At 64.0% G+C, this 13,739-nt stretch carries 11 protein-coding genes; 9 read left to right on the top strand and 2 right to left on the bottom strand.

Annotated elements, in window-relative coordinates; all coding sequences use genetic code 11:
* The first annotated feature begins 494 nt into the window (after positions 1–494).
* The 8 genes from ACQ4N9_RS05725 to ACQ4N9_RS05760 all read left to right on the top strand — a co-directional run bounded on the left by ACQ4N9_RS05725 (position 495) and on the right by ACQ4N9_RS05760 (position 12,250).
* A complete protein-coding gene (locus ACQ4N9_RS05725; protein ID WP_347150362.1) occupies positions 495–1,889 on the top strand; it encodes a polynucleotide adenylyltransferase PcnB in 1,395 nt (464 codons plus the stop codon).
* Between the two features lie 2 nt (positions 1,890–1,891).
* The gene (gene folK / locus ACQ4N9_RS05730; RefSeq protein WP_390966818.1) at positions 1,892–2,371 is read left to right on the top strand and encodes a 2-amino-4-hydroxy-6-hydroxymethyldihydropteridine diphosphokinase; all 480 of its coding nucleotides are present in this window, start codon (positions 1,892–1,894) and stop codon (positions 2,369–2,371) included.
* Positions 2,372–2,621: 250 nt separating this feature from the next.
* The gene (panB, locus tag ACQ4N9_RS05735; RefSeq protein ID WP_390966816.1) at positions 2,622–3,422 is read left to right on the top strand and encodes a 3-methyl-2-oxobutanoate hydroxymethyltransferase; all 801 of its coding nucleotides are present in this window, start codon (positions 2,622–2,624) and stop codon (positions 3,420–3,422) included.
* Positions 3,419–4,282 carry a pantoate--beta-alanine ligase gene (panC, locus tag ACQ4N9_RS05740; RefSeq protein ID WP_390966814.1) on the top strand — a complete coding sequence of 288 codons (864 nt, stop codon included), beginning with the start codon at positions 3,419–3,421 and terminating at the stop codon, positions 4,280–4,282. The genes panB and panC overlap by 4 nt, the downstream gene beginning before the upstream one ends.
* A gap of 194 nt (positions 4,283–4,476) precedes the next feature.
* Complete coding sequence (gene pgi, locus ACQ4N9_RS05745) at positions 4,477–6,141, top strand: glucose-6-phosphate isomerase (protein ID WP_390966812.1); 1,665 nt, start codon at positions 4,477–4,479, stop codon at positions 6,139–6,141.
* Positions 6,142–6,390: 249 nt separating this feature from the next.
* Positions 6,391–8,325 (top strand): acetate--CoA ligase, encoded by a 1,935-nt coding sequence (gene acs, locus ACQ4N9_RS05750; RefSeq protein ID WP_390966811.1) that lies wholly within the window; start codon positions 6,391–6,393, stop codon positions 8,323–8,325.
* 40 nt (positions 8,326–8,365) lie between these two features.
* Positions 8,366–9,235 carry an oxygenase MpaB family protein gene (locus ACQ4N9_RS05755; RefSeq protein WP_390966809.1) on the top strand — a complete coding sequence of 290 codons (870 nt, stop codon included), beginning with the start codon at positions 8,366–8,368 and terminating at the stop codon, positions 9,233–9,235.
* Between the two features lie 78 nt (positions 9,236–9,313).
* Positions 9,314–12,250: a DUF748 domain-containing protein gene (locus tag ACQ4N9_RS05760; protein WP_390966807.1), complete on the top strand. Its 2,937-nt coding sequence runs from the start codon at positions 9,314–9,316 to the stop codon at positions 12,248–12,250.
* A 222-nt stretch (positions 12,251–12,472) separates the two neighbouring features.
* Here ACQ4N9_RS05760 and ACQ4N9_RS05765 read toward each other — a convergent pair whose 3' ends face one another.
* Positions 12,473–12,886 (bottom strand): VOC family protein, encoded by a 414-nt coding sequence (locus tag ACQ4N9_RS05765; protein ID WP_110995995.1) that lies wholly within the window; start codon positions 12,884–12,886, stop codon positions 12,473–12,475.
* 60 nt (positions 12,887–12,946) lie between these two features.
* Here ACQ4N9_RS05765 and ACQ4N9_RS05770 point away from each other — a divergent pair, with 60 nt between their 5' ends.
* On the top strand, positions 12,947–13,249 hold the full coding sequence (locus tag ACQ4N9_RS05770; protein ID WP_110995996.1) for a putative quinol monooxygenase: 303 nt from the start codon (positions 12,947–12,949) through the stop codon (positions 13,247–13,249).
* Positions 13,250–13,328: 79 nt separating this feature from the next.
* On the opposite strand, the gene ACQ4N9_RS05775 is transcribed toward ACQ4N9_RS05770, so the two are convergent.
* Positions 13,329–13,679, bottom strand: a complete 351-nt coding sequence (locus ACQ4N9_RS05775; RefSeq protein ID WP_390966805.1) for a BON domain-containing protein — start codon at positions 13,677–13,679, stop codon at positions 13,329–13,331.
* Positions 13,680–13,739 lie beyond the last annotated feature (60 nt).

Raw genomic sequence — 13,739 nt, forward strand, 5'->3', positions numbered from 1 at the left:
AGAACAATAACAAGCACTGCAACTCAGAATAAGAACAAGACGAAACGGCTCACGCACAATAAAAACAAGACGGCGGAGGCGCAGCTAACTGATTCTTTTGGAGAGGAGCTGTGTTTGGGGCTTGCCCCACGATCAGACAGAGAACAACAAAAACTGCACTCAAAAGCAGCACCTGAACTGATTGGATCGAAAGATCAGCATCAACTCGGCGACCAAAGCAATCCGTTTGCTCTTCACCCCTGGTTTAGGGGTCGTTCACAAGCTTCGAGATTTGTGAACAGGGCACTCAACAAAAACAAGAAGCCCAGCAAAAAAACAATAAGAGCACACAACGACTTGGTGGGGAGCTTCGGCTCCCCATTGTCGTTTCTGGGCGTCTGCCACGCCCCTTGGCACGCCGCCTACACCATTCCCCCAGTAAATGCTAGAATCCCCGCCCATCATGCGGCCATTCTCCTATCCTTGGCCGAACATTCCTTCAAACAGTGCATCCCATGCTGAAGAAGCTGTTCCAGTCGTTCCGCCCGCCGGTCCCCGGCCAGCACCACAGGCGCACCACGCCTGAAGTGATCAACAAGAGCCAGCACTCGCTGCAGCGCAGCCAGTTCAGCCGCCATGCCGTGGGCATCGTCGAGCGCCTGCAGGCGGCCGGCTACCAGGCCTACCTGGTCGGTGGCTGCGTGCGCGACCTGATGCTGGGCATCACGCCCAAGGACTTCGACGTCGCCACCAGCGCCACCCCCGAACAGGTGCGTGCCGAGTTCCGCAACGCCCGCATCATTGGCCGGCGCTTCAAGCTGGTTCACGTGCATTTCGGTCGCGAGATCATCGAAGTCGCCACCTTCCGTGCCCCGCACTCGGACGAGGACCAGGCCGACAGCCACCGCTCCTCGCACAATGCCAGCGGCCGCATCCTGCGTGACAACGTGTACGGCACCCTTGAGGAAGACGCGCAGCGCCGCGACTTCACCATCAACGCCCTGTACTACGACCCGGTCAACGAGCGCGTGCTCGATTACGCCAACGGCGTGCACGATGTGCGCAACCGCCTGCTGCGCCTGATCGGCGACCCGACGCACCGTTACCAGGAAGACCCGGTGCGCATGCTGCGTGCCGTACGCTTCGCCGCCAAGCTGAACTTCGGCATCGAAAAGCACACCGTGCAACCGATCCGCCAGCTGGCCAAGCTGCTGCGCGAGATCCCGCCGGCGCGTTTGTTCGAAGAAACCCTCAAGCTGTTCCTTAACGGCCAGGGCGCGTTGGCCTTCGAGATGCTGGTCGACCTGGAGTTGTTCGAGCCGTTGTTCCCTGCCAGTGCCCATGCCCTGGAAGAGCGCCCGACCTACACCCACACGCTGATCAGCCAGGCCCTGGCCAACACCGACCTGCGCGTCAAGCAGGGCAAGCCGGTCACCCCTGCGTTCCTCTTCGCCGCCCTGCTCTGGCCAGCCCTGCCAGGCCGCGCGCTGCACCTGCAGAGCCAAGGCGTGCCGCCGATCCCGGCCATGAATGGCGCGGCCCACGACCTGATCGCCGAGCAGTGCCAACGCATTGCCATCCCCAAGCGCTTCACCCTGCCGATCCGCGAGATCTGGGACATGCAGGAGCGCCTGCCACGGCGCAGCGGCAAACGCGCCGACATGCTGCTCGACAACCCGCGTTTCCGCGCCGGCTACGACTTCCTGCTGCTGCGTGAAAGCGCAGGCGAGGAAACCGATGGCCTGGGCCAATGGTGGACCGACTACCAGGACGCCAATGACAGCCAGCGCCGCGACATGATTCGCGAACTGGGCAACCGCGACGACGGTGCCAGCACAGGCGCCGGCCCGCGCAAGCGCAAGCGCAGCCCCAGCAAACGCAAGCGTGACGACGACCAGGCGTGGGACTGAGCATGTATACCCGCGCTTACATCGGCCTGGGCAGCAACCTCGACGAACCCGCCGAGCAGCTGCGCAGCGCCCTGCAGGCGCTGGATGTACTCGCCGATACTCGCCTGGCAGCGGCTTCGGCGCTGTACACCAGCGACTCGCTGCTGCCCGGCCAGCCGCGCTACACCAATGCCGTAGCGGCCATCGATACCCGGCTGGCGCCGCTTGACCTGCTCGACGCCCTGCAAGCCATCGAGAACGACCAGGGCCGGGTCCGCCAGGAACGCTGGGGGCCGCGCACCCTCGACCTGGACGTGCTGCTGTTCGGTGACCAGCTCATCGACGTACCGCGCCTGAAAGTACCGCATTACCACATGCACGCCCGCCCCTTCGTGCTCTACCCGCTCGCCGAGCTGGTCGACGCCGACTTCCGCCTCGCCGATGGCCGCAGCCTGCAGCAAATGCTTCAGGATTGCCCGTTCGTCGGCCTGGAACGCCTGTAAAACGGGCGTTTCAGACGGCGGTAACGCCAGTAACACCCACCGCGTAACAATGCGGTAACACGGGTCATTGACTTCCCCCACCTCGCTCACGACTATAGGCGTCCCGCGGCGCCACTATGCCGCAATCACCCATTTAGGCCCGGACGGACCTGTGCCCGAACATCACAGACGATGATGTGCCGCTCCGCTTGATGAATACACGCGTTGTACGCAGTTGTCTTTCACAGCGCCTGAACGAGGATGCCCCTACATGCCTGAAGTAACCCTGACCACCCTGCATGGCCTGAAGGCCAAGGGTGAAAAAATCACCATGCTGACCTGCTATGACGCAACCTTCGCCAAGGCCGCAAGCCAAGCCGGCGTGGAAGTACTGCTGGTGGGCGATTCCCTGGGAATGGTCCTGCAAGGGCATGACAGCACCCTGCCCGTCAGCAACGACGACATGGCCTACCACACCGCCTGCGTCAAACGCGGCAACGACGGCGCGCTGATCCTCAGCGACCTGCCCTTCATGGCCCATGCCACCCCTGAGCTGGCGTTCAGCAACGCCGCCCAGTTGATGCGCGCCGGCGCCCACATGGTCAAGATCGAAGGCGCCGCCTGGCTGGCCGAGACCATCCGCCTGCTGGCCGAACGCGGCGTGCCGGTGTGCGCGCACATGGGCCTCACGCCACAGACCGTCAACGTGCTCGGCGGCTACAAGGTCCAAGGCCGCCAGGAAGCCCAGGCACGGCAGATGCGCGCCGATGCCATCGCCCTGGAGCAAGCCGGCGCCGCCATGCTGCTGCTCGAGTGCGTGCCCAGCGAGCTGGCCGCCGAGATCACCCAGGCGGTGGCCATTCCGGTGATCGGCATCGGTGCCGGTAGCGCCACCGATGGCCAGGTGCTGGTACTGCACGACATGCTCGGCCTGTCCCTCAGCGGCCGTGTGCCGAAGTTCGTGAAGAACTTCATGGCCGGCCAGGCGGACATCGACAGCGCGCTCAAAGCCTATGTGCAAGCCGTGAAAGACGTCAGTTTCCCTGCCAGTGAACATGGGTTCAGCGCATGAATACCGTCAAGACCGTCCTTGAACTGCGCGCCGCCGTGGCCCGTGCCCGCGGCGAGGGCAAGCGCATCGCGTTCGTGCCGACCATGGGCAACCTGCACAGCGGCCACGCCGCGCTGGTGACCAAGGCCGCCCAGCGCGCCGACTTCGTGGTTGCCAGCATCTTCGTCAACCCGCTGCAGTTCGGTGCCGGCGAAGACCTGGACAAATACCCCCGCACCCTCGCCGCCGACCAGGAAAAACTGCTCGAAGCGGGCTGCCACCTGCTGTTCACCCCCACCGTCGAGGAGATGTACCCCGATGGCATGGCCGTGCAGACCCGGGTCAGCGTGCCGCAGCTGTCCGAAGGCCTGTGCGGTGCCAGCCGCCCCGGGCACTTCGAAGGCGTGGCGACCGTGGTCAGCAAGCTGTTCAACATGGTCCAGCCCGACCTTGCCGTATTCGGTGAGAAGGACTTCCAGCAACTGGCGGTGATTCGCGCCATGGTTCGCGACCTGAACATGCCGATCCAGATCCTCGGCGAGCCGACCGTGCGCGCCGAGGATGGCCTGGCGCTGTCGTCGCGCAACGGTTACTTGAGTGCCGAGCAGCGTGCGGCGGCGCCTGCGCTGTACCGCGTGCTCAGCGCCATGGCCGAGGCGATCCGCCGTGGCCAGCGTGACTTCGCGGCGCTGATCGCTGAAGGGCAGGCGCAACTTGAAGCGGCGGGGTTCCGTAAGGACTACCTGGAGGTACGCCATGCACTGACCCTGCGCCCGGCACAGGTCGATGACCGTGACCTGGTAGTGATTGCGGCGGCGTACATGGGTAACACTCGGTTGATCGACAACCTGTACCTGCACCTGGAAGAACGCACCGCCTGACATAGCGCGGTCCTGTAGGAGCGGCCCATCGCGACACAAGGCCGCTCCTACAGCCTGAGCCCCAAACAATATTTCATCCCCCGCCCCGCCTGCCCCCATTCCCGCTTCCCGACCAATGCCTATAATGAGCAGCTTGCAACTGGCAAAGATCGCCAGTGTCATAGCCTGACCATGCACCAAGGAAACCATCCGCAATGGCGTATTACCGTACTCCCCACGATGTGACGGCGCTGCCCGCCTGGCAGGCGCTTCAGCAACACCGCGACGCCATGCAGGGCTTCAGCATGCGCGAAGCCTTCGCCGCCGACGGCAAGCGCTTCGAACAGTTTTCCCTGAGCTGCTGCGGGTTGTTCCTCGACTACTCGAAGAACCTCATCAACGAGCAGACCCGCGAACTGCTGGTGAACCTGGCCAACGAAGTCGAACTGGGCGACGCCATCAAGTCGATGTTCAGCGGCGAAATCGTCAACGGCTCGGAAGGCCGCCCGGTGCTGCACACCGCACTGCGTCGCCCGGTCGGCGACAAGCTCAGCGTCAACGGCGTCAACGTGATGCCGGAAGTGCACAAGGTGCTGAACCAGATCACCGAGCTGGTCGGCCGCATCCACGACGGCCTGTGGCGCGGCTACAGCGAAAAGCCGATCACCGACGTGGTAAACATCGGCATCGGCGGCTCGTTCCTCGGCCCGGAACTGGTCTCCGAGGCCCTGCTGCCCTATGCCCAGCGCGGTGTCCGTTGCCACTACCTGGCCAACATCGACGGCAGCGAATTCCATGAACTTTCGGCCAACCTGCGCGCCGAGACCACCCTGTTCATCGTCTCGTCGAAGTCGTTCAACACCCTCGAAACCCTGAAGAACGCCATGGCCGCCCGCACCTGGTACCTGGCCCAGGGTGGTTCGGAAGCCGAGCTGTACCGCCACTTCATCGCCGTGTCGAGCAACAAGGCCGCCGCCGTGGCCTTCGGCATCCGCGAAGAGAACATCTTCCCGATGTGGGACTGGGTCGGCGGGCGTTACTCGCTGTGGTCGGCCATCGGCCTGCCGATCGCCCTGGCCATCGGCACCGCCAACTTCAAGGAGCTGCTGTCTGGCGCCTACACCATGGACCAGCACTTCCAGACCGCGCCGTTCGACAAGAACATGCCGGTGCTGCTGGCCCTGCTGGGCGTGTGGTACGGCAACTTCTGGGGCGCCAAGAGCCACGCGATCCTGCCGTACGACCACTACCTGCGCAACATCACCAAGCACCTGCAGCAGCTGGACATGGAGTCCAACGGCAAGAGCGTGCTGACCGACGGCACCCCGGTGAAAACCGATACCGGCCCGGTGATCTGGGGCGGCGTGGGCTGCAACGGCCAGCACGCCTACCACCAGTTGCTGCACCAGGGCACCCAGATGATCCCGGCCGACTTCATCGTGCCGGTGGTGAGCTTCAACCCAGTGGCCGACCATCACCAGTGGCTGTATGCCAACTGCCTGTCGCAGAGCCAGGCGCTGATGCTCGGCAAGACCCGCGAGGAAGCCGAGGCCGAACTGCGCGCCAAGGGCCTCAACGAAGCCGACATCGCCAAGCTCGCCCCGCACAAGGTGATCCCGGGCAACCGCCCGAGCAACACCCTGGTGGTCGAGCGCATCAGCCCGCGCCGGCTTGGCGCGCTGGTGGCCATGTACGAGCACAAGGTCTTCGTGCAGAGCGTGATCTGGGGGATCAACGCCTTCGACCAGTGGGGCGTGGAGCTGGGCAAGGAGCTGGGCAAGGGCGTGTATCAGCGCCTGGTCGGCAGCCTGGAAGAAAGCGCCGAGGACGGCTCTACCCAGGGCCTGATCAACTACTTCCGCGGCCGTCATCGCGGTTGATGCCAAGCTGATAGACGACCGCTCTCACAGGCCTGCAAATAACTCGCTGATTTGCACGGGCCTGTGGGAGCGGCTTCAGCCGCGAACACCGGCGAAGCCGGTGCCCTCCACCGCGCCGCCTGCTTCGCGGCTAAAGCCGCTCCCACAGATCGCATGATTTCCGCGCCTCCAGGAACACCCCCGCCTTCTACACTGTCCATCGAATAGCCGCCGCAGTCCCACTCCTCTACAAGAGCAGGACCACTCGCCATGTTCGATATTCGCAACTACCCCCGGGCCCTGGCCGTCTGCCAGGCCGCCGAATTGACCGACGACGACTACCGCCGCCTCTACCGCCAGTCGGTGGAGAACCCCGACACTTTCTGGGCCGAACAGGCCAAACGCCTGGACTGGATCAAGCCCTGGGCCAGCGTGCAGCAATGCGACCTGAAAACCGGCTCGGCACGCTGGTTCGACGGCGGCCAGCTCAACGTCTCCTACAACTGCATCGACCGCCACCTGGCCCAGCGCGGCGAGCGGACGGCCTTGCTGTGGGAAGGCGACGACCCGAACGACAGCAAGACCATCAGCTACCGCGAACTGCACCGCCAGGTCTGCCGCCTGGCCAATACGCTCAAAGCACGCGGGGTAAAGAAAGGCGACCGGGTCTGCCTGTACATGCCGATGATCCCCGAAGCCGCCTACGCCATGCTCGCCTGCACACGCATCGGCGCCATCCACTCGGTGGTGTTCGGCGGTTTCTCGCCCGACGCCCTGCGTGACCGCATCCTCGACGCCGACTGCCGCACCGTGATCACTGCCGACGAAGGGGTGCGTGGCGGCAAGCGCATACCGCTCAAACAGAACGTCGACAAAGCCCTGGCCAACTGCCCCAATGTCAGCAGCGTGCTGGTGGTGCGCCGCACCGGGGGCGATGTGGCATGGAGCGATGGCCGCGACCTCTGGTACCACGAGGCCACCGCAAAGGCCGGCGATGACTGCCCCCCCGAACCCATGGCGGCCGAAGACCCGCTGTTCATCCTCTACACCTCCGGCAGCACCGGCAAACCCAAGGGCGTGCTGCACAGCACCGCCGGCTACCTGCTGCAGGCCACGATGACCTTCAAGCTGGTGTTCGACTACCGTGACGGCGAGGTGTTCTGGTGCACCGCCGATGTCGGCTGGGTAACCGGCCACAGCTACATCGTCTACGGCCCGCTGGCCAACGGGGCGATCTCGCTGATGTTCGAGGGCGTGCCCAACTACCCCGACACCTCGCGCTTCTGGCAGGTGGTGGACAAGCACCGGGTGAATATCTTCTATACCGCGCCCACCGCCCTGCGCGCCTTGATGCGCGAAGGTTCAGGCCCCTTGCAAGGCACCTCACGCGATAGCCTGCGCCTGCTCGGCAGCGTCGGCGAACCAATCAACCCCGAAGCCTGGGAGTGGTATTTCGAGGCGGTCGGGCAGCAGCGCTGCCCCATCGTCGACACCTGGTGGCAGACCGAGACCGGCGGCATCATGCTCACCCCTCTCCTCGGCACCCAGCGCCTCAAGCCCGGCTGCGCCACCCAGCCCATGTTCGGCGTGCAACCTGTATTGCTGGACGAAAAAGGCAAGCTCATCGAAGGCCCCGGCGCCGGGCTGCTGGCGATCAAGGCCAGTTGGCCAGGGCAGATCCGCAGTGTCTACGGCGATCATCAGCGCATGGTCGACACCTACTTCAAACCCCTGCCCGGCTATTACTTCACCGGCGACGGCGCCCGCCGCGACGCCGATGGCGACTACTGGATCACCGGGCGCATCGACGATGTGATCAATGTCTCCGGCCACCGCATCGGCACCGCTGAGGTCGAGAGCGCGCTGGTGCTGCACGACAGTGTCGCCGAGGCCGCGGTGGTGGGCTACCCGCACGACCTGAAGGGCCAGGGCGTGTATGCCTTCGTCACCCCCATGAATGGTGTCACCCCGGGCGATGCACTCAAGGCCGAACTGCTGGCGCTGGTCAGCAAGGAGATCGGCAGTTTCGCCAAGCCAGAGCTGATCCAGTGGGCCCCGGCCCTGCCCAAGACCCGCTCAGGCAAGATCATGCGGCGTATACTGCGCAAGATCGCCTGCAACGAACTGGACAACCTGGGAGATACCTCCACCCTCGCCGACCCGAGCGTGGTCCAGGGCCTGATCGACAAGCGTCTCAACCAGTAACCCGCGGCCCGGGCAGGGCTGCCCAGCCCGCAAGGTCGCCATGGAAGCCCTACGCCGCCGCATCGAAACCCAGGTCATGAGCCTTACCGGGCTGGCCCTCGGCCAGCTCGACCTGGAAACGCCCAAAGGCGACCCCGGGCTGTTCGGCCCTCAGAGCATCAGCTGGCAGGTGCACGGTGACTTCCCGAGCATGCTGGTGGGTGGCATCAGTGCGTTGATGCTGCAGCTGCTGCACCCACTGGCACTGGCGGGCGTGTGGGACCATTCGAACTTTCGCGAAGACCTGCTCGGCCGCCTGCGCCGTACCAGCCAGTTCATCTCCGGCACCACGTTCGGCTCGACCCGCGACGCCGAGTGGCTCATCGACAAGGTACGCACCATCCATCTCAAGGTGGTCGGCACCGCCGCGGACGGGCGCCCTTATGCCGCCAGCGACCCCGACCTGCTGACCTGGGTGCACGTGGCCGAAGTGAGCAGCTTCCTCGCCGCCCATCTGCGCTACCGCAACCCCGGCCTGCCTCGTGCCGATCAGGACGCCTACTACAACGAGATCGCCCTGATCGCCGAGCGCCTGGGCGCCCGCAACGTGCCACGCTCCTGCAGCCAGATCGAGGATTACCTGCAACACATGCGCCCACAGCTGCTCTGTGATGCCCGCAGCCTGGAAGTGATCGACATCCTGTTCAAGGCCCCGGCGCCCAGCCGCCTGGCCGAGCCGGTGGGCAAACTGATGCTCAAGGCGGGAGCGGACCTGCTGCCAGGCTGGGCCCAGCAAATGCTTAGCCTGCAACAAGGCCCGCTGGCCAGGCGCCTGATCCGCCTGGGCCTGGCCAACACCGCCCCGGTGCTTCGCTGGGCCATGCGCGACGGTTCGGCGCACCGCGCAAGGCGGCGCATGGGGATTGAATGAGGTGTTTTCTGACCCCGGCGGAACCTGTTGAACGTGCCATACTCCAAGCACTCCAGCCTGCTACAGACGAAGCGACACATGCACAAAGGATTGACTCGCGCCTTCGGCGCATTGCTGGCCCTGGTGGCCCTGTACAGCCTGCTCGGCTTCCTGATTCTCCCCGGCATCGCACTGCGCATTGCCAACCAGCAGCTGGCGCAGCACGCCACCGTGCCGGCGCACCTGCAGCGCATCGAACTCAACCCGTTCAGCCTCGAGCTGACGCTGTGGGGCCTGCAGATCGGTGAGCCCGGCAAGGAGCAGGTCGGTTTCGAACGGCTGTACGCCAACCTGGCGCTCGACAGCCTGTGGACCAAGGCCCTGCACCTGGAAGCCGTCGAGCTGGACAAGCCGCGCACCGAGCTGCTGTTCGCCAAGGATGGCAGCCTCAACCTGACCCAGCTGTTCAAGCTGCCACCCAGTGAGCCAAAAGCCGAAGAGCCACCCAGCGACCCGTTCCCGCTGCGCATCGGCAGCATCAAGCTCAGCGAAGGCTACCTGCACTTCGAGGACCAGCGCCCCAGCGAGCCGATCGAGTTCATCTACGACTCGATGAACCTGGAGCTCAAGAACCTCAGTACCCTGCCTGACGACAACGCCGACATGACCCTGGTGGCCAACGGCCCCAACGGCGGGCGCATCGATTGGAGCGGTACCCTGAGCCTCGCGCCGATCGCCTCCGAAGGCACGCTGAAAGTCACCGACGGCAAGATGAAAGCGTTCTGGCCCTATGTACGCGATGCAGTGCCCCTGGTGCTGGAAGATGGCGTCATCAACCTCGACACCCATTACAAGCTCAGCCTGGCCAAAGAAACCGAGCTGTTGCTGGACCAAACCGCCGTGCGCATTGCACCGTTCGCCATCAAGGCCCCCGACGGCCGACCGCTGGCGCGCCTGGCCAGCCTGGAGGTCAGCGAAACCTCCATCGACCTGGCCAAGCAGTTGGTGACCGTCGGCAAGATCCGCAGCGAAAAACTCGAAACCTGGGCGGCACTGGAGAAGGACGGCCAGCTCGACTGGCAGAAGCTGTTCGCCAGCCAGCCGGCCAAGGCCACCCCCAAGGAAAAGGCCGAACCTGCCGCCGCCGAACCCACCGACAAGGAAAAGGCCGCCAAGGCGCCGAGCAAGCCCTGGCAGGTATTGCTCAAGGACGTACAGGCGCGCAACTACATGATCCATCTGGCCGACCGCAGCCAGAAGGAACCTGTGGCGCTGGACGTCGGCCCGCTCAACCTCGACCTGCAGAACTTCGACAGCCTCAACCAGTCGCCCTTCACCCTCAAGCTCGATACCGGCGTGGGCAAGCAGGGCAAGCTGCAGGCCGCCGGCGTTGTCAACCTGGCACCGATCACCGCCAAGCTCGATGTGGCCACCCGCGACATCGACCTACGCGTGGCGCAGGCCTACATCAGCCCGTTCATTCGCCTGGAACTGCGCAGCGGCATGCTGTCCAGCGACCTCAAAGTGAACCTGAAGAGCACCGAGCCGCTGGCGTTCGACATTGGCGGCAAGGCCCAGGTCAACCAGCTGCATACCCTGGACACCATCAAGAACCGCGACTTCGTCAAATGGCAGCAGGTCAACGTCGATGGCCTGTCCTATGTGCATGGCGACGCCCTGTCGATCGACAAGGTGACCCTGCTGCAACCCTATGCGCGCTTCATCATCAACGAAGACCGCACCACCAACGTCAGTGACCTGCTGATCCCGCAACCCGCCGGGGCACCTGCGGCCTCCCAGAGCAAGCCTGCCACTGCCGGCAGCAGCAAGCCGCTGGGCATCCGCATCGGCCAGATCAACATCAACGACGGCTCGGCCAACTTCGCCGACCTGACCCTGACCCCCAACTTCGCCACCGCCGTGCAACAGCTCAACGGCCAGGTCGGCACCCTCGACAACCGCAAGCCGCAACCGGCCAAGGTGGACATCAAGGGCAAGGTCGACCGTTACGCGCCGGTGACCATCAAGGGCGCGCTCAACCCATTCAACCCGCTGGCCAGCCTGGATATCGCCACCAGCTTCAAGCGCGTCGAACTGACCACCCTGACCCCCTACTCGGGCAAGTTCGCGGGCTTTCGCATCCGCAAGGGACGCCTGAACCTCGACCTGCATTACCTGATCACCAACGGCCAGCTGAAAGCCGAAAACAAGCTGGTGGTCGAGCAACTGCAGTTGGGCGAGAAGGTCGACAGCCCGGACGCAGTGGACCTGCCGATCCGCCTGGCAGTGGCACTGCTCAAGGATACCGAGGGCAAGATCTCCATCGAGCTGCCGATCTCCGGCGACCTCAACAACCCGCAGTTCAGCGTGATGCCAATCGTCTGGCAGACCCTGCGCAACCTGGTGCTGCGCGCAGCCCAAGCGCCGTTCAAGTTCATCGGCGGGTTGGTCTCTGGCGGTGGTGCGGAAGATCTGGGCAATGTCTCGTTCGCCGCAGGTTCAAGCGAGCTCAGCCCCGACGCCCAGGCCTCGCTGGACAAACTGGCCTCTGCGCTCAAGTCGCGCCCGGAGCTGCGCCTGGAGATCGAAGGTACCGCCGCCCAGGGCAGCGATGGCCCGCTGATCGCCCAGCAGCGCCTGGAGCGCGAATACCAGGCCACCTGGTACAAGGTACTGCAGCGCCGTGGCGACAAGGTGCCGGCCAATCCGTCACTGCTGGTGGTCGATGACAGCGACAAGCCGCCCATGCTCGAAGGTATCTACCGCACCCGACTGAAGCAGCAACCGCCCGCCGAGTGGGAAAAGCTCGGTCGTGATGAGCGCACCACCAAGCTGCGCGAGGCAGTGATCAAGTCCTGGGCCGAGAGTGCCCCGCTGCTGCGTACCCTCGGCCAGGAACGGGCCAGCAGCATCAAGGACTACCTGGTGGACAAAGGGCAGCTCGAAGATGACCGGGTGTACTTCATCGACGCATCCCTCGGCCAGGCCGAGAGTGATGGCCGGGTAGTGACGCCGCTGCATCTGGATGCCGAGTAACTCGGCATCCGCCCATACCGCCCGATGATGCCTGTGCTGGGCTCATCGCTGCGGTTCGTCGCCACGACAAGCCAGCTCCCACAGGGATCGCGTGATCGTCAAGGTCAGCGCCGTACCTGTGGGAGCCGGCTTGCCGGCGATGAGGCCGACAGCCACAGCACAGGTAAGTCGCTCCCAGCGGCGCAGGATCAGCCACACCTGCGATCGCCATAAATCAAACACTCAAACCAACCGCTGCCCCGACACCGACGGGTGATACAGCGGCTGTACCTTGTTCCCCGCCGGGTCCAGCAAATGGAAGCTGCGCGCACCGTCGCCGTGGTTGAACGGGCGGTCGAGCAAGGTTACGCCACGGGCCTTGAAGTACTGGTACCAGGCTTCCAGCTCCTCCACGCTGTCGACGATGAAGCCATAGTGATCCAGGGTTTGCAGGCCATTGGCAGCACCTGCGCCGCGCCCCAACGAGAGGTTGTCGTTACCGCAGGTGAGATAGACCAGGTCCTCGTTGGCGCGATTGAGTACTTCCATACCCAGCACATCGACATAGAAGCGCTCGCACTCCTCCAGATTGGGCACCAGCAGGGCAATGTGGCGCAGGCCGTTGAGTCGGCCCGGGCGGGCAGGTAGATCGGTCATGGTCAGGACTCCATTTTTGTATACAATTCGAATGCGAATTTAAAACAAAAGGAAGCGCCTGTGTATAGCCTGTTTATCAAGACGCGCGTGAAGCCCGGTACGACCGAAGCCTTTCTCAGTGCCATCAAAGCCAATGCGGCTGCCTCGGTCGCTACCGAGCCAGGCTGCCTGGTGTTCGATGTGTCGGTGGACCGCGAAGACCCGCAGGTGATCTACCTGTACGAGATCTACCGCGACGATGCGGCCTACGAGGCCCATACCCAGACCGCGCACTTTCGCGACAGCCGGCCATTGGTGGAGCCGTTGATCCTGGAGCAGGTGTGTTTCGAGAGTGATGTGATCGCCCGCAATCCCGGGGTCTGATGAATAGTCAAAAGCCCCGGCAGGTGCCGGGGCTTTTGCGTCAAAAGTGGCCAATTCCCTTTGGCCGACGGGACATCCCTTATTCGGACTTCAGGCCATCAGCCGAGACGGCCTGTACGCCCTTGATTTTCTTGGCGATGGCGACTGCCATCTCTTTCTGCGCATCGGTAATCGCCGTTTCGGACGACAGCGACACAACGCCCTTGTTGGTTTCGACCTTGATATCGCTGCCCGGTACACCTTTCTCGGTCATCAGGTCAGCCTTCACCTTGGTGGTGATCCAGGTATCGGAGGTAGCTTCCTTGGCTTTGGTCACCTCACCGGCCGCAAGCGTCATCGGGGCCTGGGTGGACTGGGCAGCAAACGCCGCGTTAGCCATGGTCAGGGTCAGCGCGGTAGCAGTAGCGGCAGCAATGGCGAATTTCTTCATGAGAGTCACTCCTGTTTTTCGAAAGGTCTGCGCCGTGGTTCCTGGCGTCAGGTAGGAGTG

Source organism: Pseudomonas sp. ES1 (assembly GCF_050586605.1).
Taxonomy (GTDB): domain Bacteria; phylum Pseudomonadota; class Gammaproteobacteria; order Pseudomonadales; family Pseudomonadaceae; genus Aquipseudomonas; species Aquipseudomonas sichuanensis.